This window comes from Klebsiella sp. BIGb0149 (assembly GCF_004362605.1).
GTDB classification, from domain to species: Bacteria; Pseudomonadota; Gammaproteobacteria; order Enterobacterales; family Enterobacteriaceae; genus Klebsiella; species Klebsiella terrigena.
On the sequence record NZ_SNYG01000001.1, the window covers coordinates 877869 to 900814 of the forward strand.

Here is a 22946-nt window from a genome sequence, read left to right on the forward strand (position 1 = left end):
ATAGTTGCACGATCCGATTTAAGATGCAAGGTGTAGTATACAAGATACAGCCCCCTCAAACGGCGACCCATTCGCCGCGTGAGGGGGAGAGGATCAGGAGGTGAAGAGGTACTCCTGGTGCCGGATGTGCTCAGGGTTGAGCGCCATCCCCATGCCCGGCACTTCAGGCACCCGAATCAGGCCATTTTCCGGGACCAGCGGTTCGCTGAGGAAATACTGGTGAATATCGTTCCACTTCACCAGGTACTCCTGATACGGCGTGTGGATCGGCGACTGGGTGGTGGTAAAGTGAGCCGTCGCGATGGTGGAGTGGCCGTGCGGAATGACCTGCAGGTCGTACATCGTGGCGGCTGCGGCGATTTTTAAGGTTTCAGACAGGCCGCCGCACCAGTAGATATCCGGCTGAATAACGTCCAGCACGTCGGCCTCAAAGAAGCGTTTGAAGCCCCAGCGGGTATATTCATGCTCGGCCCCGGCCAGCGGGATGGTCAGCCGCTCCTTCAGGCGACGCATGCTGTCGATTCTGTCTGGCATCACGCACTCTTCCAGCCAGCGCGGGCGGTAGGGCTCAATGGCCTTCGCCAGTTCGATGACGTAGGTCACGTCCATCGACTGCCAGCAGTCAAACATCAGATCGTAATCCTCGCCCACCGCCTCGCGCAGGGTTTTCACCAGCTCAACGTTCTTCTTTAATCCCTCTCTGCCGCTCATCGTGCCGTGGCGGAAGAACCATTTTTGTCCGCGATAGCCCAGCGCTTTATACTGCAGCGCGCGCTCGCGCACTAGTCCCATATCCTGGACGGCAAAGCCCAGCATCGAGGCGTAGGCCGGGATCTCCTCGCGAATCGAGCCGCCCAGCAGACGATAAACCGGCTGCTGCATCCACTTGCCGCGAAGGTCCCACAGCGCGCAGTCGATCGCGCTGATCGCCAGCATGGCGTCGCCCTGACGGCCGTGAATCAGCGCCCGATGCATCTGGTCCCACAGGCGCTCGCTGTCGCGCGGGTCTTGGCCCAGCAGTAAAGGGCGCAGCTGGCCGTGGATAATCGAGGCGACGGCGTGGGGAACGGGGCCCGCCAGCCCCTCAACGCCTTCGTCGGAGATAATTTCCACAAACACGGTGGAGATGGAGAATCCCTCTTTCAGCTGCACGCCGCCGTCATGGTTGTCGACGACGCGATACTGGGCGTACACGTCGGTCGGACGAGCGAGGCGCTCCTCCCAAAAATCCACTTCCCCGGGCAATACGCCCTTAACCTGAAGTAATCGGACGTCGATAATCTTCATCTTACTGACCCTCACGTTGTTCATTGCTGTTTTGATATGCCGATGATTGCTGGCGACGGAAAATGATGCTCAGGGTGATAATGGAGAGCAGGGCCATTGCCGCCAGCCAGTAGAATCCGCCGTTATAGCTGCCGCTGCGATCGCGGATCACGCCGATGACCCACGGGTTAACGACGCTGGCAATGCTGCCGAGGGCGTTAATCAGCGCGATGCTGCCCGCTACCACGGAGGCGGGGAAGAACTGCGCCGGCAGGCCCCAGAACACGGGCATCGCGCCGAAAAAGCCGAACGCCGAGCCGCAGAGGAACGCCATTTTGAGCAGCGAGTTATCGAACCACGCCACGCAGAGCAGCCCGAGGCATGAGATAAGCAGCGCGGCATAGTTAGCCATCAGCCGCGAGCCGGGACGGTCGGCGATGCGCCCTAGTACCAGCATGCCAATCAGGCCGAAGATGTAGGGAATGATGGTGATAAAGCCGGTTTGCACGTGGCTTAAACCCGTTTCGCTGATGATTAACGGCAGGAAGGTGCTGACCGCGCCGTTGAGGTTAGCCAGCCCGTAGTAGGTGAGGCTGAATAGCAGCACCAGCGGGCTGAATAGCGCTTTGAGCAGGCCGCCGTGTCCGCGCGGCGGCAGCTTTTTTTGTTCCGCGGCGAGGGTGGCCATCAGCCAGCGCTGCTCCTCTGCTTCGAGGAATTTGGCATCTTTGGGCTTGTCGGGCAGCGCGAAGGGGACAATCAGCCCCAGAACGACGGCCGGAATGGCTTCGATCAGGAACATGATCTGCCAGCCGCTAAGCCCCATCCATCCGTGCAGCTCCAGCAGCAGGCTGGAAATCGGCGTGCCGATAATCAGCGCAATCGGTATGCCCGTCATGAAGGAGGCAATAATGCGTCCGCGCCAGGCGGCGGGGAACCACATGGTGAGGTAAAACACGATCCCGGGGAAAAAGCCGGCTTCGGCAGCGCCGAGCAGGGCGCGCATGACGTAGAGGCTATTTTCGTTCCAGACGAAGATATGCGCGCCGGAAATAATCCCCCAGGTCACCATAATTCTGGCTATCCACCAGCGGGCGCCAATCCGCTCCATCAGCAGGTTTGAGGGAAGCTCAAGCAGCGCGTAGGGAACAAAAAACAGCCCTGCGGCCAGGCCAAAGCTTGCGGCGCTGAGGCCGATATCCGCATTCATGGTTAATGCGGCCACCCCGATATTGGCGCGATCGATAACGGCGATGACGTAGCAAGCAATCAGCAGCGGGATCAGCCGCCAGGAAAGTTTGCGTATAACCCTTTTTTCAATTTCAGAATCTGTGGTTTGCATGGTGTGTCCTGATGATGAGGTTATAAGTACCTAAGGTTCTTGTATACAAGTTCAGTTGTATTCATCTCCAGCCCGGAGTTCAACATCGTCATTAGCGAAATGAGATATGAAACGTTTCAGCTAGCGATTCTTGACCCGGCGCGATCGCTAACCCTGAGCGGGAGCGGTCAAAATGTGGGGTGGGGTTTGGTGCCAGAAGCGGCAGCGCAGCCCGATGAGCCAGAGAAGCGGGAAGAACAGGCGTAGAGAAAGGAACGAAGAAGGAATGGAGAAGCTGCGGCGAAGGCGCGGAGAATGGTGCTGGCGATGAGCGGGGGCGCCCGCAGATCGGCTGGCGCCCGGCGCTACTTCGCCGGAGCGTGGGGAAAGAGCAGCCAGAAGCGCGTCCGCCGCTGCCCTGAGCTTACGCCGCAGCGCCCCTGGTGCAGCTGCATAATTCCGCGCACGATAGACAGTCCCAGCCCGCTGCTGTTTTTCGAGGCGTGGCGGGCGCTGTCGGCGCGCCAGAAGCGATCGAACAGCCGCTCCTGCTGCTCCGGCGAAATCGCCTCGCCGCGGTTGGTGACGCTAAGCAGCACGCCATCGGGCTGGTATTGCGCCTCAACCTGGACTTCGCTATCGCCGTCGGCGTAGCGAATCGCGTTATCGAGCAGATTGGCGACCGCCCGCCGGAGCAGGTCGGCATCGGCGATGATCTCCCCGCTGGCGGAAAAGCGCAGCGCTATCCGCCGCTCTTCCGCCGGGCCTTCAAAATATTCCGCCAGCGGAAGCAGAACGTCATTCAGCGACAGCGTCGCTTTGTTAATCGCCTGGCTGGCGTTTTCCGCCCGGGCGAGGAACAGCATCTTGTCAATCATGGTGGAAAGGCGCACCAGCTCTTCAAAGTTGGAGCCCAGCAGCGCGGTGTAATAGGCTTCGCTGCGCTTTTGCGTCAGGGCTATTTCGGTCTGCCCCAGCAGATTGCCGATAGGCGTGCGCAGATCGTGGGCCATATCCGCGCTGACCTGGCTGAGCTGCTGAAAGCTGTTTTCCAGCCTGTCGAGCATCTGATTAAACCCGCCGATAAGCGGCTGCAGTTCGGCCGGCGGGTTGGGCAGCGCGATGCGCCTTCCCAGGTGACGTACGTCAATCGTCGAGGTTTCCTGGGCCAGGCGCTGCAAAGGGCGCAGGCTGCGCCGGGCAAACAGGGCGCTGAGCGCGACGGCCGCCAGGGCCGCGCACAGCGTGATCAGCGCGATCTGGCGCAGATAGCTGGCCTGGGTTTGCGTACGCTCGGTCATCAGCCTGCCGGTAATAATTTCCAGCTGGCGGGAGGGCGCGTGGCCGGTAACCGCCATTGCGGAAGCCGAGATAAAGGGCACGCCGCCCGGCGTCTGCTGGTGGTGCACGTCCTGGGGGACGATGGGCCGGCTGGCGGCCACCGGCACGATGTCCGGCAGCGGGCGCCTGCCCGGATTGACCTCAATCAGCGGCGGCTGGCCCGGAAAGCGCAGCACCAGCAGCGATTCGGTGTTGCCCAGCATGTTGGTAAACAAATGCGGCTTTTCGCGGATCATCCGCTGGACGTCCTCGTTAAGCACCAGCGTGCGGATTTGATCCAGGCGGTTGGTTAAGGCGATGTCGTCGCGGATGCTGAGCTGCTGGCAGAGGGAGCGGTAGAGCGCGGTACCGACGCCGAGCAGCACCAGCAGAACCGCGGCGCCCACCATCAGCGATAATCGGGTGCTGATCGACAGGCCCTTCATTTCTGCTCCTCGCAGCAGTAGCCCACGCCGTGGACGGTATGGATCAGCGGAAGGTCAAAGGGCGCATCGACCTTTTGCCGCAGACGGCGCACCGCCACGTCAACCACGTTGGTGTCGCTATCAAAATTCATGTCCCAGACCCGCGAGGCGATCAGGGTGCGGGTCAATACCTGCCCGGAGTTGAGCATAAAGAGCTGCAGCAGGTTGAACTCTTTATTGGTCAGGTCCAGCCGCACGCCGGCGCGCTCCACCCGTCGGGTGGTGATGTTGAGACGCAAATCGCCGACCGTCAGCTGCTCTTCGCGCTTCGCCTGTCCGCCGCGGCGCAGGGCGGTGCGGATGCGCGCCAGCAGCTCGGCAAACGAAAAAGGCTTGACCAGATAGTCATCGGCGCCGAGCTCCAGCCCTTTGATTTTGTCCTCGACGGTGCCTTTGGCGGTGAGGAAAATCACCGGGGTATCAAGCTGCTCATCCAGCTGTGCCATCACTTCCCAGCCGTTCATCTGCGGCATCATCACGTCCAGCAGGATGAGATCGTAGTGGTGCTCCCGAGCCATAAACAGCCCCTCCCGGCCGTTTACGGCAACGTCGACCACGTAGCCGGACTCGGTCAGGCCGCTGCGCATGTACTCACGCGCTTTGGGTTCGTCTTCTATCACCAGTATTTTCACCATGGCTCCTGAACGCGTTTCCCCGCGCAGCGGCAGCGACTCACTTCTGCACGCCGTTGGCCGCCTGCTCAATCAGCGCGGCGACCTCTTTGGGATGAGACTGAAAAACGGAATGGCTGCCGTCAACTTCCACGGTATGGCTTTTCGCGCGTTTAGCGTACATGCGCTCCAGATCGGGGTTAATAATTTTGTCCGATTTCGCCACCATATACCAGCTCGGCTTGGTTCGCCACGCGGCCTGCGTCACCACGGCAGCAAGCGAGGTCGGGGAGGTGGGGATTTGCGACTGGGCGCCAAATTGAGCCTGCTCGCGCGGCAGGTCGGCGGCAAAATCCCCCGGGAAGTAGCGCGGATCGAGCATCACGTAGCCGTCAGCCGTTTTGATAAACGGGTGCGCGGAGTTGGGATATTTTTTGCTGACCTCCGCCCGGTTCTCTCCGGCATCCAGCGCGTGGGCGGCGATATAAACCAGCCCGGCCACCTTCGGGTCGTTACCGGCCTGGGTAATAATCGCCCCGCCGTAGCTGTGGCCGACCAGAATGACCGGACCCTCCTGACGATCCAGAATACGCCGGGTGGCGGCGACATCGTCGGCAAACGAGGTCAGCGGCTCCTGCACCAGCGTGACCCTGTAGCCGTCGCGGCTCAGGATGTCATAGACCGGCTTCCACCCGGAACCATCAACAAAGGCGCCGTGTACCAGCACGATATTTTTCACCGGCGCGGCCTCGGCCGCGTGGCTGGCGCCGGCCATCATCATGGCCGCGGCGACAAGGCTCATTACTGCTTTATGTTGGATTTTCATGCTCATTCTCTCCTCAACGGGGATTTGTTCGGTGTGGGAGTGAGTGTAGCGAGAGGGTTCTGACAGGAAGGTGAGTCAGTTATGACAAAAAAATGACGGGCTGGGCGCGGGCCTTTGGCGCACGGGGAGAGGCGCGGAGGAAGGCGTGGCTAAAGGCGCACGGCGGCGTTTAGGACCCTGTTCGTGACCCGGAGAGCCGCCCGGGGTTCACGCCATTACCGCGCGTGGCGACTTCAGCGCTCGCTGATACCGACGAGAAACAGGTTGACCAAATGTTCGATGCGCGACGGCGGCGAGCCATCCTGCTCCGCGGCCAGAGAGATTGCCGTGACGACATACACCAGATCGTCAAAGGTCACGTCGCGACGCAGGATCCCTGCCTCCTGCCCGCGGCGCAGCAGACGCTGACCCTCTTCAGTTATCGCGTGGCAGCCGGGCGTTCCGCTTTGCAGAACCGTTCCGAGCGAGGCGGCAAGGCTGCGATAGAGAGTGGTGTTGGTCACCAGCTCTTCAAGGTAGAGGCGTACCGCGCTGCCCGCATCGACCCCGGCATCCCGGACGCGGCTGGCCTCGGCCAGCGACAGAAAGCGCTCGCTGCAGGCGGCTGCCAGCAGGGCTTCACGAGTCGGAAAGCGCCGATAGAGCGTACCGATGCCGACGCCCGCCCGTTTCGCCACGTCCTCCAGCGACACGGCGGCGCCCTTGGTCAGAAAAATCTCTTCGGCGGCGGCAAGAATACGCTCGCGGTTGCGCAGCGCGTCAGCGCGCAGTATGGATTCATCGTTCAATTCTTTTTCTCCCTTTGACAAGTGGAGGATACCTCCGTATTTTAAGTGGAGCAATACTCCACTTATTGTTTGAGAGGGCGGTAAAATGACGAAGCGGTTTGAGAACAAGGTTGTGGTCATCACCGGCGGCAGCGACGGGATTGGCCTGGAGACGGCGAAAGAGTTCGCCGCTGAAGGCGCCCACGTCTATATCACCGGGCGTCGGCAGGAGCATCTCGCTGCCGCCGTGCGGGAGATTGGTAACGGCGCAGTGGGTGTGCAGGGGGATGTCGCTATTCCCGCCGATCTCGATCGGCTCTACGCGCGGATCCAGCATGACCACGGCAGAGTGGACGTTGTCTTTGCCAATGCGGGGATTGCCGAAACGCAGCCGCTGGAGACGATCGATGAAGCCCATTTCGACCGAATGTTTGCGGTGAATGTTAAAGGCCTGCTTTTCACCGTGCAGAAGGCGCTGCCGTTGATGGGCGCGGGAGGCGCGATCGTTCTCAACGGATCGGTTGCCGGCAGCAAAGGCTTTGCGGGCCAGTCGCTGTACAACGCGAGCAAGGCGGCTGTGCGCTCGTTCGCACGAACCTGGACCAACGATCTGAAGGAGCGGGGCATTCGTGTGAACGTCGTCGCGCCGGGCGGCACGGAAACACCTCTGATGCGTGGCTATCTTGATGCGCGTCCTGGATTTGAAGATATGCTGAATCAGCTTGTTCCGCTCGGCAGATTGGGGCGGCCGGACGAAGTGGCGAAAGCGGTGCTGTTCCTGGCATCCGCTGAGAGCAGCTTTATTGCCGGCAGCGAACTCTTTGTCGATGGCGGCAGCCTCGCCGTTTAGCCGCCTGGGGCAGGGCCTTCGATAAAACAGAAGCGCGGGGAACGATCCGCGCTTTTTTTATGGCGATTTTATTTAAATTTTTATTGCCGTAGGGCGGCGTTTACGCACCCCGCACGGCAATACATTTTATTTCGACCAGCAGACCGGGATGCGCCAGATTCGTCACCTCTACGCAGGTCCATGCGCTTCTGCCGCGCGGGAAAAGAGCGTCCTTCACGCGGCGAAAGGTATCCATATGCTCTGCCATAGCGACGTGATAAGTGGTCATCTCCACTACGTCATCAAAGCTGCAGCCCGCTTCGTTGAGCACTAATTCCAGGTTGTGCCAGCAGGCAATAAACTGCTGTTCCGGGTCGTGAATCACCTTAAGCTCGGCCGTGCGGCCTACCTGCCCGGCGCAGTACAGCGTGTTGCCGACCAGCACGGCGGGCACGTAGCCGGTGCGTTCCGAAAGCGTCCGCATGGCGGCGGGGATAATGAATGTTCTATCGGTCATGACGTCTTTAATCCTTCGTTGCGCAGCGGGCGGCTTGCATTTGTCCTTCAGCCGCTGCTAGTATAGGAACCAATCGGTTTATAATCTAAGCCTCTTATCTGGGTTTATCAATGAAAAATCTGTCTGCTATCGGGCGTCCGCGGGAGTTCGAGCTTGAAGAGGCCGCCCGCGACGCGATGAACGTGTTTTGGGATCTCGGCTATGAGGCGGCGTCGCTGCCGGATCTGATCGCCGGGACCGGCCTGTCGCGCGGCAGCCTTTACAAGGCGTTCGGCGATAAAAAGGGGCTGCTGCTGGCGGCGCTGGATCTCTACACCGCCGACGGGCTGAAGGCGACGGCGGATATTCTGTCCCAATCCGGATCGGTCGCCGAGGCGATCCGCGCTTCGCTGCTGCGTTATGCCGCGCTTTCATCGGGCGAGAAGGGGCGACGCGGCTGCCTGGTGGTGTCATTGACCACCGAAATGGCCGCGCGCGACGAGCAGGTGGCCGAGCGAACCGGACGCATGTTCCGGCGGCTGCAGCAGCTCTACGCCGCGGCGATCGTGCGCGGTCAGATCGGCGGCGAGCTGCCCGAGTGCGATGAGCAGGCGGCGGCCCGTTTCCTGGTTTGTCAGATTGAAGGAATGCGGGTGCTGGGCAAAACCGGCGCGCGCGAAGAGGAGATGCGCGCCGTGGTTGATTGCACGATGCGCGTTATCGCGGGTTAAATTTTTTATTCAATTTGGAACCAAATGGTTCCATTTGGAGGTCGTATATGTCCCACTTAAATCCTGACTCAGCCGAGCCTCACCGTTGGGCGATGTTTATCGTCCTGCTGGTGGGGGCCTTTTTACCGCCGCTGGATTTCTTCATCGTGAACGTGGCGCTGCCTTCAATTCAGGGGGAGCTGGGGACCTCGGCGTCGGCCGAGCAGTTCGTGATATCGTCCTACGCAGGATTTTATGCCGTGACGCTGATCACCGGCGGGCGGCTGGGCGATCTGTTTGGCCGCGGACGGATGTTTTTCACCGGCTTGATTGGCTTTGCCGCGGCGTCGGCGCTGTGCGGTTTTGCCTGGTCGCCCGGGGCGCTGATCGCCGGCCGCGTGTTGCAGGGGATCACCGCCGCAATTATGGCTCCGCAGGCGCTGGCGTCAATTCAGGCGATTTTCCCGGAAGCGGAAAAATCGCGCGCGCTGGGCCTTTACGGGGCGGTGTTCGGCCTGGCGTCGGTTATCGGCCAGGCGCTGGGCGGCATTCTGATCTCTTTAAATCTCTTTGATAGCGGCTGGCGGGCCATTTTCCTCGTCAACCTGCCGATCGCGCTGCTGGTCCTGCTGTTCGGCATTCCGCTGATCAAAGAGACCCGCGCGCGGCAGGCCCGCCGGTTAGACATGGGCGGGACGGCGCTCTCCGTCATCGCCCTGGGTCTGCTTATCGTGCCGCTGATCGAAGGCCGGGAGGCGGGCTGGCCGTGGTGGTCCTGGCTGGCGCTGGCGCTCACTCCGGTCGCTGCCTGTCTGTTCTGGCGCTATGAAAACCGGCTTGCGCGCCGGGGCGGCGATCCGCTCATCGACCCGATGATTTTTCGCGAGCCGGGCATGGGGCTCTCCCTGCTGCTGGCGCTGCTGTTCTACTCGATTGGCGTCTTTTTCCTGCTGTTCTCAATCTATTTGCAGAGCGCTCTGCAGCAAAGCGTACTGCGGGCAGGGCTGATCTTTCTGCCGTTCGGCGCCGGTTTTTTGCTGGGGCCGCTGTCAACGCCGTTTGGCCGACGGATGGTCGGTCCTTACGTCAATCCCATCGGCATGGGGCTGGAAACGCTGGGTCTGCTCGGATTTGCCGGGCTGATGATGACGACGGCGGACGGTATCCCGCCGGCCGCGCTTCCTCTGTCAGCCGCGCTGTTCATCATCGGCTTCGGCCAGGGGCTGGCGCTCCCGACGCTGATGCACATTATTACCGGCCGCGTTGCGCCGGCCTACGCCGGGATGATTGCCGGCGTGGTCAGCTCGACGCTGCAGCTGAGCACCGCCCTTAGCGTGGCGATTATTGGCGGCATTTTCTATGCCGTACTGGGTTCACGCGGCGATCCTGGTTCCATCACCCACGCATTTATCGTCGCCGTCCTGTGCATCGCCTGCTGCCTGGCGGCCGGGGCAGGGTTGAGTATCAGCCTCGCCCGGAAGTCGGCGGCTGCGCTGAAGCTTAGCAAATCGAACGCATGAGTCATCCCGGCCGCGCTTAGGTGAATCCTGCTGCTGCGCGGCTATTTCAAATCCCTTTAACAGAAGAGCATTATGAATACAGAGAATACGCAGGTTGTTATCTATGTCAGCTACCAGGGCCGCGCGGAGGATCGTTTCGATCGGCAATACTATGTTGACGGCCATCTTCCGCTGGTGATGAAGCTTTGGGAAAAATATGGCCTGGTCAGCGTGGCCGCCTTCTTCCCGCTGCGGGAGCAGCCGGGAACCCTGGCCATTTGCGAATGCATTTTCCGCGACGAGGCGGCGGTGACCGCGGTATTTTCCTCGCCGGAAGTCGCCGAAGTGATGGCGGACGTGCCGCTGTTTACCGATATCCACCCCGTGCGTATGCGGGCGCGTCCTCTTTGATTATGTAAAATAGCCACCTGCGGGTAGGTGGCATTCATCTACCAGTGGCGCTCCCGGGAATTAGATGCCGGGGCGACAGTCCTCACCAATCAAATTCGATCGCAATTTTACCGAAATGCCCGCCTTGCGACATCAGCTCATAGGCCTGCGCGAGCTCGTTGAGCGTAAATTTGCGGTCGATGACCGGCTCGATGCGGTGCGCCGCGATCGCCGCCACCGCAGCGGCCAGATCGGCCACCGACCCGCCGTTGGTACCCTGCACGCGGACCTCCTTGAAGATCACTGACAGCAGGTCCAGCGGAGTCGATCCGCCGCCGAGAAAACCGATAGCCGCTACCGTACCGCCGTGCCGTACGGCGGATACCGAGCGGTTAAAGGCTTCCCCTCCGACGGGATCGATAACTAAGTCAGCGCCCACGCCGCCGGTGCGCTGCTGGATAAACAGGTCCCAGGCGGCATCCTTGCGGTAGTTGAACACCTCATCGGCACCTAATTCACGGGCACGTTCCAGTTTTTCCTCGGAGGAGGAGGTGATGATGACCCTGGCTCCTCGCGCCTTGGCCAGCTGCAGAGCGAATATAGACACTCCGCCCGTACCCAGCAGGACGACGGTCGAAGCGGGTCCAATGTGCGCCGCTTCCAGCGCTCGCCATGCGGTCATCGCGGCGACGGGCAGCGTACCCGCCGCTTCCCAGCTTAAGTAATCAGGGATCTTGACAACGCCGGCCGCGTCGAGTTCGGCGATTTCAACCAGCGAACCGGGGAGGGTCGCTCCGCGCATGGGGTTGGCCAGCTCGGCGCTGGAGCGGCCGGCAATCCAGCGCGCCTTAACGTGGACGGCGACGCGATCCCCCACCTTGACCTGCCAGACATCCTCCCCGATCGCCACGACTTCACCCGCGCCATCGGCAAGCGGAATAATGGGATAAGGCGCACCGGGATATTGGCCGGAGGCCACGGCCAGATCGGCGAAATTAATACTGCCAGCCTTCATCCGTACCAGGATGCGCCCTTTGGTCGGGGGGGCGGGGTCGGGACGCTCTCCATACTGGAATGCATCTCGTGCAGGGGCGGTGATTTCAATGTATTTCATCGGGGTTACTCCGTGGGGAAAAACCCACTGTACATTGCTGCATTTATATTTAGAATTGGTAGAAATTACACTTCATACATGCGATATATGCAGCAATCATTCTTTTCTAATTTGAACGAACTGGCGGCATTTGTGGCGCTGGCTGATACGGGTTCTTTCGCCGCAGCCGGTCGGCAACTCGGACGCGATTCGACGGCTATTTCTCGCCGCCTGAGTGCGATGGAGGCGAGAATGGGGATCAGACTGGCGGAGCGAAGCACGCGTAAGGTTGTCCTCACGGAAGCTGGCCGCAGCTACCTGGAGCGTATTCGTCCGCTGCTGTATGAGCTGCAGGCCGCCGGGGGAGAGGCGGCTGCCTTTGCCGATGGCGAAGCCCGCGGACATTTACGCGTCACCCTGCCGGGAAACTTTGGCCGCCTGTGGCTGACGCCGCTCATCCTGGAGTTTCTGCGCGCGCATCCCCGGGTAACCGTGGAAGTGGATACCAGTAACCGATTCGTCGATCTTATCGGCGAGCGTTTTGATCTCGCTATTCGGCTGGGAGAGCTCCCCGACTCGCGCCTGGTTGCGCGCAAAGTAGCCGAGCGGCGCCGATTAATCTGCGCATCACCGGCGTTTATTGCCCGACATCCGACTATCCGGATACCGCAGGACCTGACGAACGTGCCGTGCTTATGCTTCACCGGCCGGCACGATCCTTACAAATGGAGCTTCAGCAAACCAAACGGAGGAGCCTCTGGCGTCGCGGTGACCGGCCCCCTTGCTTCGGACGATGCCGAGCTATTGGTCGAGGCGGCCGTCAGCGGCATGGGGGTTTTATATACTTCCGACTGGTATGCCTCCCGTGAGCTGGCAGCGGGGCGGCTTGTGGAGATCCTGCCTGAATGGACCGTGCTTGACCGAGGTGCGGTGTATGTGGTCACCCCCGCAGCCGCTGGTACGCCCTCGAAAACTCGCGCTTTTTCTGATTGGATCGCGGAGAGGTTGAAGCCGCCGCCTTGGGCCGTGTTACCGAAGGTTGCCCCCTGACCATCTCGTCGCGGCAGGGGATATTTTAGCGAGCGATAATAAAGCCCTGACGGCTTCTTCAGGGCTTTTTAATTAACGATTTAAGTTAGATATTAAATTCAGCAGCCAGCGGTTTCAACTCCCGTAGTCTTATTCTGTCGTTCCTTAAAATATAGCTCGACCTCCTCAAGGCTTTTCCCTTTAGTCTCCGGAACAAAAAAGCTGAATATGGTAAAGGCAACGCAAATTACGGAAAATATCCAGAACGTGGTCGATGCGCCTATGCCATTGAGCATGGGAAGGGAGAGAAGCGCGATCACCAGATTGGTGGCAAAAATAACAAAGATAGACAGACTGGTGACTTTGGCCCTTGCTCTGAGCGGCGAAATTTCAGAAATCATCAGAAAGCCTAGCATTCCCGGGCTGACGGCATACATCACGATATAAAATACTAGCGAAGCGAACGCCAGCCAGCTGCTGCCAGGAAACGCGGGAACGGAGAAAAGCAGGGCCAAAATGATGAGGCTAATGGTCAGCCCAATCGCACCTAATATAAGCAATGGCCTGCGCCCAACTTTATCGACAATAAGCATGCCGACAATGGTAAATATAACGTTGGTTATGCCCAGCCCGATGGTTCCGATCCAGGAGGCCGAAGAGGTGAAACCGCTGGACTGTAATATCTGCGGAGCGAAATAAATGACCAGGTTAATACCACAAGCATTAGAGAAGAAAGCCACCAGAACGCCTATCGTTATCATGGGCTTGACGTGGCCGCGAAATAAATCCCGCCAGCGCATACTGTCCTGCTCGAGCGTATTCAGGCGTTCGGTTTCTTTAATCTCCGCCTCAACGTCGCGGCGCCCCCTCAGCTTCATCAACGATCGCCTGGCAATATCATGGCGGTTTACGGCGATAAGCCAGCGCGGCGACTCGGTAACAAAGAGCGTGCCCGCCGCTAACAGCACCCCAAAGATTCCGGCAATCCCGAGCGGAATTCTCCATTCACCGCTGCTTTCAGCCACCGCATTGACGCCATAAGCCATAACAATGCCTACGGTAATCATCAGCTGGAATGAGGTGACCAAAACGCCGCGGATTTTTGCCGGCGACAATTCCGCAATATAAACCGGCACAAGAACCGAAGAGGCTCCGACGCCAATACCCTGCAGGATGCGCGCAAACGTCAGAACCTCTATCTGAGAGCTAAAACCAGAAATGACGGCGCCGGTAGCAAAGCAGATACCTGAGATAAACAGGTTCACTTTGCGTCCGTATTTGTCCGCCAGCGGGCCTGCCACCAGTGCGCCGATCATGGCGCCCAGCAGCGACATACTGACAATGACGCCCTGCATTAAATCATTAATTTGAAACTCTTTGCCAATATAGACAATTGCTCCTCCAATAATGCCGGTGTCATAGCCAAATATGATGCCACCTACGGAAGAGATCAGCACGGAAAGAATAATATAAATACTTATCTTCATTCTTTCAGGCGTGCCGCGACCTTCGCTATAATCTGAATGCGCCATGATGTTAACCTGTATTTATTTGTGATTGTTAAGCCGCTGACGGAATAACCGTAGCGCCAAGGGCTCCAGCAATATCGCCCAATTGCGACGGCACTATTCTGTCGTTAATCGCGTACGCCTGTGCACGCGTGAGTGATTCCTCCAGTCCGGATTTGAATAGCGGGTAATAATGGGCGGCGCTGCCGCTCAGTATGGTTAAATCAGGGCCATAGAGCGTTAATAACGTGACCAGCCCTCGCCCTAAATAGTTTCCATAACGATGAAATACGTTTGCAACGTCCGCTCTGTTCTCCGCAATGGCCTGATAAAAGCTGACGTCATGTTTTTCAAAGGGCGCATCGGGCAGAAGCGCTTCCAGATTCTGCTGAAGCCAGGTTCTGGAGGCGAGCATCTCCCAGCAGCCGCGCAGGCCGCAGTAGCAGACCGCTGGATTGCCCGATACGGGTATGTGGCCAGCCTCGGGATGCTGGCCGTCGCTGGTTCGAAAAGGCTTCCCGTTATCCAGCAGCGCCACCCCAATTCCCGTTCCCAGCGTCACCATCAGCAGCCGTTTGCTCTTTTTCCCTGCGCCAAAATGATACTCTCCTAGCACGGCGGCGACGGCATCGTTGTCAATACCCACTCTGACCTTGAGCCGCTCCCGCAGCTCGTCCACAAGTGGGAAAAAGGAAAAGCACTCCAGCGTATCCTTATTATTAATCACCCCGGTGGTGGTATCGACCGGCCCGCTGGCCCCGATGCCGAGGCTAACAAGCTCGACGCCATCGGGGATCAGAGAAGCGACATGGGCGGCCAGCGCTGCGGAACGATGCTGCTTATCAACGCGATTAAATTCCGCCGTCGGGATCGTTTTGGTATTAAGGATCCCCTCGGCGCCAAGAATAATGATGCGGGTCCCGGTCCCGCCAAGATCGATCCCTGCTTTGGCGAATAGGGTTGGGCTGCTCATACCGCCACCGTAATTTTTTTTCCATAGAGAAACTGACCCGGAACAAAACCGTTTTTCTTCGCAAGCTCAACCGTCAGATGCTCAATGTAAATAAAACCGCATAGCAGCTGGCATAGTTCGCTCTTTGGCGGAACGAAAAGTAGCTCAGAGTTCGCGAAAGGCGCCGAGCCGATGGTGACGACGTCGGTTCCGTTCGCCAGCAGCTCCGAGGCGAGCTTTTCAAGCGTTTCGTCGCCGGGTTTCCCGGTCAGAACCGCCAGCATGCCTTCACCTGAGGTTTCCAGCGGGCCATGCCGAAACTCTCCGCCGATGAATCCTTCTGCGCTGACCTTTGAGGCTTCTTTCGTGATTAATGCCGCCGTCAGCGCGCTGGAGGCAAACGATCCCGTGCCAATGTAGGCAACGCGGGGGCGCCTGGCGTTAAATAGCCTCTCCGTCACGTCTTGTACCGACCGGCCGTCGCCGATCGTATTACGGATCGCGTCGAGCACCTCCGTTACCGCATGACGCACCGCCGCCTCATCCTCATCCAGCAAAACGGCAAGGATTCGGTGACAGGCAATAAGCGTATTCAGATAGCTTTTGGAACTCACCGTGGCTTCATCACCGCTTTCAAGCGTGACGAGGACGTCGGCGCTTTTTCCGAGCGTACTGTTCGGGTCGTTGGTTAAACCGATAAGCGTGTGCGGACGAATTCCTTTTTCAATCAGAGCAACGATTTCACCGCTCATGCCGGACTGCGAGGTGGCCCACACGAGGGAGTTTTCGGTCACAAGTGACGGCATATCCAGCAAACGCCCCGCATCTACTCGCCATACCGGGTAGCCTCTGGCAATGAGGGCTCTCTCCACGGGGATCAGGGCATAATCAGAAGACCCCATACCGGTCAGAACGATCCGGTCAAAGCTGCTCAGCCGCACCGAGTGAAGGTTGGCCGGTAGCGGGTTGTTCAGCTGCGCGACAATGGCATCCGGCTGCATGGCAATATCATTTTCATAGGGATTAGACATAGTTTCCTCATAGGGAGTTAGTGAACACGAATACACGCTACATGCACGATATCGTGCATGTCAATGCACGATATCGTTTATGTGACGGAGGTGGCACATTCCCGAAGGTGGTAATTAACCGTTTGAAAGATAGATGTTTGTTCTTTTTAATTAGCAAAAACATGGTAATATCGACTGCACTGAAATGTGGGAGGTGTGGAAAATGCTGGCACAAGAAAGGCGGGAAAAAATTATCTCCATGCTCAATTCAACGGGTTACCTGAATGCCAATCAGCTGGCCGACATGTTTGAGGTGGATAGTTCGACAATCAGAAGAGATCTGATTTATTTAGAGAAAACGCATCAAATCATCAGAACGCACGGCGGGCTGCTTCCCGTACTTTCCACAGAGGGGCAGGATACGCCCTACAGCATCCGCAAAAGTCGGAATCATGAACAGAAGGTTGCCATCGGCAGGTACGCAGCATCTTTAATCGCGGATGGCGACTCGGTTATCTTAGACAACGGTTCAACGGTGTATGAGCTGGCCCTGCAGCTGGTATCTAAAAAAGATCTGACCGTCATCACCAATGACCTGAATATTGCGATGCTGCTGAGCCAATATTCGTCAATCAATCTGAACGTTACCGGCGGCGTCGTCGTTGGCAATTCCTATACCCTTGTCGGGCCAGACGCGACCAGAAAATTTAGCGAAGTCTATGCGGACTGGGCATTTCTTGGCGCAGAGGGCGTACACCCTGAAGCCGGCATAACCAATATTAACGCCATCGAATTACCGACGAAAAAGGCGATCCTCCATTCAGCGAAAACCCGCGTGGTGTTGGCCGATACGTCTAAGCTGGGATACCGCGCGGTTTCACACGTATGCCATATCTCAGACGTCGATATGATCGTTACGGACAAAAAGAAAACGGATAAAGCAGCGTTAGCTTACCAGGATAAGCTGCGCTACGCCGATATCTGATACGCGGTGCCGCTTCTCTCATAGGGAAAATAGCGCCGCTTTATCAGCAGCTGCTTTTCAATGCCTCTTAGCTAAAAAACGATTAATCACGCACCTGCGCTTATATCCGGGTTGGAACGTCGCAAGATTTTCTACGGCTCGATTCGGCCGTCGGGAGTCGGGGGACAGGCCCGCCGCCACTCGGTCAATTTATTTGATGCATTATGTTAAACAAACGATATTTATTCCCATCAGCGAATGCGTAAAGTAGACGTAAACCTCGGCAGGCGCTGATTTACGGCATCGCGGTTAATGCCGGCCTGCGGATAATTTCCCTGCAAACCAGGATCAATACGTCATGAAAAAGATTGGATTTTTGTCATTTGGCCACTGGACGCCGTCGGCGCAGTCCGCCACCCGCTCGGCGGCTGACGCGCTGCTGCAGTCCATCGATCTGGCGGTTGCCGCCGAAGAGCTGGGCGCGGACGGCGCCTATTTCCGGGTGCATCATTTTGCCCGCCAGCTCAGCTCGCCGTTTCCTCTGCTGGCCGCGATAGGCGCGAAAACCCGCAGGATTGAAATCGGCACCGGCGTTATCGATATGCGCTATGAAAATCCGCTCTATATGGCCGAGGACGCGGGGGCGGCGGATCTGATCTCCGGCGGTCGCCTGCAGCTTGGCATCAGCCGCGGCTCTCCGGAGCAGGTGATTGACGGCTGGCGTCATTTTGGCTACGTGCCCGCCGACGGAGAAAACGAGTCAGACATGGCGCGTCGTCATACCGAAGTGCTGCTCGACGTGCTGCGAGGGGAGGGGTTTGCCCAACCGAATCCGCAGCCGATGTTCCCCAACCCGCCGGGCCTGCTGCGCCCCGAGCCGTATGCCGAAGGGCTGCGCGAGCGTATCTGGTGGGGCGCGGGTTCCAACGCCACGGCGGTGTGGGCGGCGAAGCTGGGGATGAACCTGCAAAGCTCGACGCTGAAAGATGACGAAACCGGCGAGCCTTTCCATATTCAGCAGGCAAAACAGATCCGGGCATACCGCGAGGCCTGGGCGCAGGCGGGGCATTCCCGTACGCCGCGCGTCTCGGTCAGTCGCAGTATTTTTGCCCTGATGAACGATCGCGACCGGATGTATTTCGGTACAGGCCGGGATGACGGGGATACAATTGGCCAGCTTGATGAGAAAACGCGGGCGATTTTCGGGCGTAGCTATGCCGCCGAGCCGGACCGGCTTATCGAGCTGCTGAAGAGAGACGAAGCGATTGCCGAAGCCGACACCTTATTGCTGACCGTGCCGAATCAGCTGGGCGTGGATTACAACGTGCACGTTATTGAGTCCATCCTCAAACAGGTTGCGCCGGCGCTGGGCTGGCGCGACAAATAGGCGGTCACGCCAACGCCCCGTGAGCCATGCGGGGCGTTAACCCCTACGGCTGAGCCGGCGGCTGGAGCTGATAGATCCACGCGGACAGGCGCCGACCGTCGGCCGTCGTCACCTCAGCTTCCACCCGGTCGTAGCCCTCTTCAAACTCGTCCAGCGCGGGCCAGAACTCCGCCAGCTTTGCGGACGCAAACAGATAGCCGTGGACCTGCGGCCCGCTTTCACTCAGGACGATCCCCGGAAAATCAGCGGCAGCGCCCCAGCCGCGCGCGTAAAAGGTGCCGGTCACCGTTCCCGGCAGCCACTCTCCGCCGATATTTTCCAGAATATAGGCATTAGCGTGGCCTGGACGCAGCGTGCCGTAGACAAATAAGCGTTCCATTATTCCTCATTAAGCAAGGTGATAAATTCCCCGGCAGGCGGGGGAGAGAACCCATACTGGCGGAATCGCGACGTTTTTAAAAGCGCAGCGGCCCGATCGACCGCCGGCGCTGACAGGGGCTTATTCTGCCTGATTGCTCAATGGCATGACGGGCTGCTGTTTATTACAGCGTATCTGGTGATAAAAATTAGCCATATTGATGACTCTTGAGTTCACCCAATGAATGGATTACCGTAGAGCGCGCCTGTTTATTGCACGCTCCGTGCCTCCGACGACCGGCGTAAAAATACTAATAAGATAATCCTTGCCCGCACCCATTATCGGGGAGACGGCGCTGTTCATTTTTACACACAACAAAATCATAATGCGGCTGCTGGAGTTCATATGTGGACGGTGATTGGCATTCTAATTGTGCTGGCTGTTATTGGTAATTTAATAAAAAAGAAGGACGTTCCCCCTACTAAATCAGGTAGCCAACCGCCGGTCGTGCGGCCGCCGACGATCGTAAGGCCTGAGCCGCGCCAGCGAGAGGCAGAGCCGTTCCGCGAGGCGGCACAGCGGCGCAATTCGCTATTTAATAATCTCGACGTCGTTAATAAAGAAAAACCGGCGCTAAGTCGCGAGCCTGATAATGGCGCAGTGTCGATTACGATGACCGAGGCGCTGGCTATTATTATGCATGTCGTCGGCTTTAAGGACTATATGCTAACGCGCTACGCGATTACCGGGTTGACCCATTTGGCGCCGGCCTATACATCTGATTTACACTACGCATTTATGCAGCAGGTTCCGGGCAAACCGTTCTATGCCATTCAGCAATTTAACTGGGCGCGGGCGATAGATTTTTCACAGATAAAACGCCGAAATATCTCTGCACTGTATCACTTTACGCACCTGGATAATTTAAAAGGGATATTTTCCTTAGGTATTATGACGCGCCAGCAAATTGAAAGTGCGGGCTACCCTTTTCATTATAATGACGAACTGCGGCTGGATGGGGTACGAGACTCAATCTCTCTGTCGGTGGGGCATATTAATAATAAAATGCTCTACAAATATTCTCAGGGGTTAAGCCACGGCGATTGGGTGATTTTGAAGATCAAAAAAGAGCTAATCAGCGGACCGACCCAGCCCTCATTTGATTTTTCACAGCTGCTTAACCGGGCCGTATTCTGCAAAAGCAACGCGGCGTCGAATGCGGTGAGGGCCGTCAGCCTCGGCGAGCGTAAAAAGCATACGGCGTTTCAAACCATGTTTGTCGGGGATAATGACGAGGAGTCCGGGGATCGCCCGCATGATATCCAGGCGGAAATTCTCTATCTTGGCAATATTTCCCCCGGGTTTATCAGTGAGGTTATTTTCTACAGTGCCGATAATATTCCTTTATGGCTACGCGAGAGTCCGGTGATAATCACGGTCGATCCTTCTCGTTTTTCTTTCAGGTGAATTTATGGCCGTACGCCCCGTGTTTATTCCGAGAAGCCAGGGGGATACCCTGGTTGATATCGCTAACGTTGATTTCAGCTGGTCTGCCGGGCTGGCGGTGACGCAAAAACAGAAATCAATTGCCTCCCTGCACGAGAACTATCGGCTACATGCCCCGGATGCGGAAATTCTTGAGGTATCGAGTAAGTCCACGCAGACCCTGGGCCGGGAGCTGAGCGCCTTTAATATGGGCGTGCAGAGCAGCGTCGGACAGTTTATTAGCGTGGAATCGCTGTTTCAGTCTTCGAAAGTATTTACTGACAACGGGGTGGTGCGTGGGCCTTTCCGCGAACTGATGCGCATGTCGCCGAAAGAGGCAAAGCGTGCGGAGCAGCTAAAAACATCCGGACGACTGGCGCACTTTTCCTTCCAGCCGAACGAACAGCGCGCGGCCATCATCTGGGCATTAGAACCGAAAACCGCTTTCTACGACTGGCTGTACCTCAATGCCCTTAACCATTCGCCGATTAAAGAGAGGGTGCTGGAGTACTCGGCGTTTACGGATATTGAATTCAACCCGGAAAAATCGGTGAATTGTCAGGCCTACTCGGTGGCGCTGTGGTGCGCCCTGAGCCAGCGTAAGCTGCTGGCGAACGGGATCCCGCCGCGCGACGAGTTTATTGCGCTGATCGAGCAATTCACGATTTACAACACCAGCGACGGCGATCTGCGCAATATGCGCCTGTTTTAAACTATCAGGAGGCTCTTATGGTCAGGCGACTCCCTGGCACGCTTTTCCCCCCCGACTCGGCAGCAACGGACGCCTTTACCGATATTCCCGCCGAGCGGCGACGGGAGATCCGGGCAGAAGTGCAGCAGGCGTACTTCGACCGCGTGAACGCGGTTAAAAAAGAGCTGGATGCGCTGAGCGTCACCCAGCGTGAAATGTTTCATCGCCAGCTGGCAGAGACGCTGAGGCTGATCTCGGCCGGGGGAACTGAGCAATGAGTGAGAATAAAATACTGGCCGCCGTCGCCGAATCGCTGCAAAAAAGCAGCACCGCGATTAATCAAGCCAATAGCAAAATGGGCGTGCTGGCGCGGGAGTTTCTCTATCGCTCAAAGCTTGAAAGCGAGCTGGCAGGGGAGCTTATTGCCATGGAGGCGGCGCTAAAGTCGGTGCAGGAGAGTATCCGCAGGCAGGCGCAGCGCGAGGCGCTGGTGGCGGATTTAGACCCGCAGAGCCGCGAGACGTTTAACGCACTCTTTGCGCAAAACCATGCCCGCTTAAGCGACCTGCTGAAAAACGAAAAATCAGGCCGGTGACGGCCAAAAAAAAGCCAGCCAAAAGCTGGCTGGCAAATACTCGGATAGTACTCAATTTTATAGTGGATGTTCAGAATGATCCCTGAGCACCGGTCTGGAAGCTGCGACAGGCAATATCCAGACAGCTGGTCAGGTTCGTCACGCTTATTGTGCGCCGGGAGAGATCGTCTCTTCCCCTCGGGCAGCAGCAGGCGTTTGGCGATAGCAAATTTGTCATACAAATATGGCGATATTTGATTCAGAAAGGAAATGAATAATTTTTATTAAAATTATTCGATTAGGGAATGATTGGCCGGCTTTTGATGGCTTTTAAGATTTGTCAGCGAGCAGGGCGCCAGCCTGCTTTATGGCAGCCTGGCGCCAGCGGAGAGCGGCATCCGCTAGAGATCGATCAGCAGGTTTGGCGAGTGGCTGCGGGAGCAGCAGAGCGCGATGCGCTGCGCGGCGGCGGCTTTCTCCGCCGGGGACTGCACCGTATCCCGGTGATCGACCACGCCCTCGATCACCGGCGTGAGGCAGGCGCCGCACATCCCCATCTCGCAGGAGAGCGGGACCGCAACCCCCTGCTGCTGGAGCACCTGGGCTATAGTCTGGTGTGCCGGAACCGGCCACCGCGCGCCCGACGAGGCGAGGGTGACGGTAAAGGTATCGGCCTCGCCGCTGACGTCGGCGACCGCCGGGGTCGCCTGAAACGCTTCGCTGTGGATCTGCGCCTCCGGCCAGCCCTTTTGCTCCGCGACCTCGCGCGCGCAGGCCATAAAACCCCGGGGCCCGCAGAGGTACAGAAGTTCTCCAGGCCGCGCCCCGGCGAGCGTCGTGGCGAGGTGCTGGCGCGGGCTTTGCCCCTCCTCAGAGCAGTACAGGGCGCCGCTTCCCTGGCTGAAGCGCTGCGCCAGCGGGCGGATAAAGGCCGCGTTCTCGCGGCGCCTGACGTAATAATGCAGCTCACAGGGCACGCCGTCCGCTTCGAGCTGCAGCAGCATCGCGTACAGCGGCGTAATGCCGATACCGGCGGCCAGCAGCACAACGCGCTCCGCGGGCTGCAGCGTAAACAGGTTGCGTGGGGGAGAGACGCGCAGCGTCTGGCCCGGGCGCAGCGCCTCGTGGATATAGCGCGATCCGCCCCGCGATTTACGATCCCGCGCGACGCAGATCAGATAGCCCTCTGCGCCGCTCGTCGGGCCGGTCAGCGAGTACTGACGCGTCATCCCATCCGGCAGATGGAGATCGATATGCGCCCCCGGCCGCCACGCGGGCAGCGGCTCCCCGCGGCCGGAGACCAGCCTGACGGCGAGGCTGGAATCGCCCTCGCGCCACATTCCGTCAACGACCACCTGCAGCAGTTCACTCATTT

24 protein-coding genes are annotated in these 22946 nt (G+C 58.3%); 11 read left to right on the forward strand and 13 right to left on the reverse strand.

Annotated features, from left to right (window positions below; translation table 11 throughout):
• Positions 1 to 93: 93 nt before the first annotated feature.
• The 6 genes from EDF75_RS04220 to EDF75_RS04245 all read right to left on the reverse strand — a co-directional run bounded on the left by EDF75_RS04220 (position 94) and on the right by EDF75_RS04245 (position 6617).
• Positions 94 to 1287, reverse strand: a complete 1194-nt coding sequence (locus tag EDF75_RS04220; RefSeq protein WP_159237145.1) for an enolase C-terminal domain-like protein — start codon at positions 1285 to 1287, stop codon at positions 94 to 96.
• Between the two features lies 1 nt (position 1288).
• Complete coding sequence (locus tag EDF75_RS04225) at positions 1289 to 2608, reverse strand: MFS transporter (protein WP_133597276.1); 1320 nt, start codon at positions 2606 to 2608, stop codon at positions 1289 to 1291.
• A 344-nt stretch (positions 2609 to 2952) separates the two neighbouring features.
• On the reverse strand, positions 2953 to 4353 hold the full coding sequence (locus EDF75_RS04230) for a heavy metal sensor histidine kinase (protein ID WP_133597278.1): 1401 nt from the start codon (positions 4351 to 4353) through the stop codon (positions 2953 to 2955).
• Positions 4350 to 5024, reverse strand: a complete 675-nt coding sequence (locus EDF75_RS04235; protein ID WP_133597988.1) for a heavy metal response regulator transcription factor — start codon at positions 5022 to 5024, stop codon at positions 4350 to 4352. The genes EDF75_RS04230 and EDF75_RS04235 overlap by 4 nt, the downstream gene beginning before the upstream one ends.
• Before the next feature lie 40 nt (positions 5025 to 5064).
• Positions 5065 to 5829: an alpha/beta hydrolase gene (locus tag EDF75_RS04240; protein WP_133597280.1), complete on the reverse strand. Its 765-nt coding sequence runs from the start codon at positions 5827 to 5829 to the stop codon at positions 5065 to 5067.
• 233 nt (positions 5830 to 6062) lie between these two features.
• On the reverse strand, positions 6063 to 6617 hold the full coding sequence (locus EDF75_RS04245) for a TetR/AcrR family transcriptional regulator (protein ID WP_133597282.1): 555 nt from the start codon (positions 6615 to 6617) through the stop codon (positions 6063 to 6065).
• Positions 6618 to 6702: 85 nt separating this feature from the next.
• On the opposite strand from EDF75_RS04245, the gene EDF75_RS04250 reads away from it, so the two are divergent.
• Positions 6703 to 7446: an SDR family NAD(P)-dependent oxidoreductase gene (locus EDF75_RS04250; RefSeq protein WP_133597284.1), complete on the forward strand. Its 744-nt coding sequence runs from the start codon at positions 6703 to 6705 to the stop codon at positions 7444 to 7446.
• 100 nt (positions 7447 to 7546) lie between these two features.
• On the opposite strand, the gene EDF75_RS04255 is transcribed toward EDF75_RS04250, so the two are convergent.
• Entirely contained in the window at positions 7547 to 7942 is a 396-nt protein-coding gene (locus EDF75_RS04255) for a RidA family protein (protein ID WP_133597286.1), read from the reverse strand.
• Positions 7943 to 8052: 110 nt separating this feature from the next.
• Between EDF75_RS04255 and EDF75_RS04260 the strand changes: the two genes are divergently transcribed.
• The 3 genes from EDF75_RS04260 to EDF75_RS04270 all read left to right on the forward strand — a co-directional run bounded on the left by EDF75_RS04260 (position 8053) and on the right by EDF75_RS04270 (position 10541).
• Positions 8053 to 8652, forward strand: a complete 600-nt coding sequence (locus tag EDF75_RS04260; RefSeq protein WP_133597289.1) for a TetR/AcrR family transcriptional regulator — start codon at positions 8053 to 8055, stop codon at positions 8650 to 8652.
• Positions 8653 to 8699: 47 nt separating this feature from the next.
• Positions 8700 to 10151, forward strand: coding sequence for an MFS transporter (locus EDF75_RS04265; protein ID WP_133597291.1), 1452 nt, complete (start codon positions 8700 to 8702; stop codon positions 10149 to 10151).
• Between the two features lie 72 nt (positions 10152 to 10223).
• On the forward strand, positions 10224 to 10541 hold the full coding sequence (locus tag EDF75_RS04270) for an EthD family reductase (protein WP_133597293.1): 318 nt from the start codon (positions 10224 to 10226) through the stop codon (positions 10539 to 10541).
• Between the two features lie 82 nt (positions 10542 to 10623).
• On the opposite strand, the gene EDF75_RS04275 is transcribed toward EDF75_RS04270, so the two are convergent.
• Positions 10624 to 11634, reverse strand: coding sequence for a zinc-dependent alcohol dehydrogenase family protein (locus EDF75_RS04275; protein ID WP_133597294.1), 1011 nt, complete (start codon positions 11632 to 11634; stop codon positions 10624 to 10626).
• An 87-nt stretch (positions 11635 to 11721) separates the two neighbouring features.
• Between EDF75_RS04275 and EDF75_RS04280 the strand changes: the two genes are divergently transcribed.
• Entirely contained in the window at positions 11722 to 12663 is a 942-nt protein-coding gene (locus tag EDF75_RS04280) for a LysR family transcriptional regulator (RefSeq protein ID WP_133597296.1), read from the forward strand.
• A gap of 98 nt (positions 12664 to 12761) precedes the next feature.
• On the opposite strand, the gene EDF75_RS04285 is transcribed toward EDF75_RS04280, so the two are convergent.
• The 3 genes from EDF75_RS04285 to EDF75_RS04295 are packed head-to-tail and all read right to left on the reverse strand — an operon-like array spanning position 12762 to position 16133.
• Positions 12762 to 14174, reverse strand: a complete 1413-nt coding sequence (locus EDF75_RS04285; RefSeq protein ID WP_133597298.1) for a sugar porter family MFS transporter — start codon at positions 14172 to 14174, stop codon at positions 12762 to 12764.
• 28 nt (positions 14175 to 14202) lie between these two features.
• Positions 14203 to 15123, reverse strand: a complete 921-nt coding sequence (locus EDF75_RS04290) for an ROK family protein (protein WP_133597300.1) — start codon at positions 15121 to 15123, stop codon at positions 14203 to 14205.
• Positions 15120 to 16133 (reverse strand): SIS domain-containing protein, encoded by a 1014-nt coding sequence (locus tag EDF75_RS04295; protein ID WP_133597302.1) that lies wholly within the window; start codon positions 16131 to 16133, stop codon positions 15120 to 15122. Before EDF75_RS04295 ends, EDF75_RS04290 begins: the two co-directional genes overlap by 4 nt.
• Before the next feature lie 202 nt (positions 16134 to 16335).
• Between EDF75_RS04295 and EDF75_RS04300 the strand changes: the two genes are divergently transcribed.
• Positions 16336 to 17097 carry a DeoR/GlpR family DNA-binding transcription regulator gene (locus EDF75_RS04300; RefSeq protein ID WP_133597304.1) on the forward strand — a complete coding sequence of 254 codons (762 nt, stop codon included), beginning with the start codon at positions 16336 to 16338 and terminating at the stop codon, positions 17095 to 17097.
• Between the two features lie 337 nt (positions 17098 to 17434).
• Positions 17435 to 18463: an LLM class flavin-dependent oxidoreductase gene (locus EDF75_RS04305; protein ID WP_133597306.1), complete on the forward strand. Its 1029-nt coding sequence runs from the start codon at positions 17435 to 17437 to the stop codon at positions 18461 to 18463.
• Between the two features lie 43 nt (positions 18464 to 18506).
• Here the strand turns inward: EDF75_RS04305 and EDF75_RS04310 are convergent, their stop codons facing one another.
• The gene (locus tag EDF75_RS04310; RefSeq protein ID WP_133597308.1) at positions 18507 to 18842 is read right to left on the reverse strand and encodes a gamma-glutamylcyclotransferase family protein; all 336 of its coding nucleotides are present in this window, start codon (positions 18840 to 18842) and stop codon (positions 18507 to 18509) included.
• A gap of 384 nt (positions 18843 to 19226) precedes the next feature.
• Between EDF75_RS04310 and EDF75_RS04315 the strand changes: the two genes are divergently transcribed.
• Genes EDF75_RS04315 through EDF75_RS04330 form a run of 4 tightly spaced genes read left to right on the forward strand, consistent with a single transcriptional unit; the run spans position 19227 to position 21592 of the window.
• The gene (locus tag EDF75_RS04315) at positions 19227 to 20288 is read left to right on the forward strand and encodes a DarT ssDNA thymidine ADP-ribosyltransferase family protein (RefSeq protein ID WP_133597310.1); all 1062 of its coding nucleotides are present in this window, start codon (positions 19227 to 19229) and stop codon (positions 20286 to 20288) included.
• Positions 20289 to 20292: 4 nt separating this feature from the next.
• Entirely contained in the window at positions 20293 to 21018 is a 726-nt protein-coding gene (locus EDF75_RS04320) for a DarT1-associated NADAR antitoxin family protein (protein WP_133597312.1), read from the forward strand.
• Between the two features lie 17 nt (positions 21019 to 21035).
• On the forward strand, positions 21036 to 21275 hold the full coding sequence (locus EDF75_RS04325; protein WP_133597314.1) for a hypothetical protein: 240 nt from the start codon (positions 21036 to 21038) through the stop codon (positions 21273 to 21275).
• Entirely contained in the window at positions 21272 to 21592 is a 321-nt protein-coding gene (locus EDF75_RS04330; protein ID WP_133597316.1) for a hypothetical protein, read from the forward strand. The genes EDF75_RS04325 and EDF75_RS04330 overlap by 4 nt, the downstream gene beginning before the upstream one ends.
• A 380-nt stretch (positions 21593 to 21972) precedes the next feature.
• Here EDF75_RS04330 and EDF75_RS04335 read toward each other — a convergent pair whose 3' ends face one another.
• The gene (locus EDF75_RS04335; RefSeq protein WP_133597318.1) at positions 21973 to 22944 is read right to left on the reverse strand and encodes a PDR/VanB family oxidoreductase; all 972 of its coding nucleotides are present in this window, start codon (positions 22942 to 22944) and stop codon (positions 21973 to 21975) included.
• Positions 22945 to 22946 lie beyond the last annotated feature (2 nt).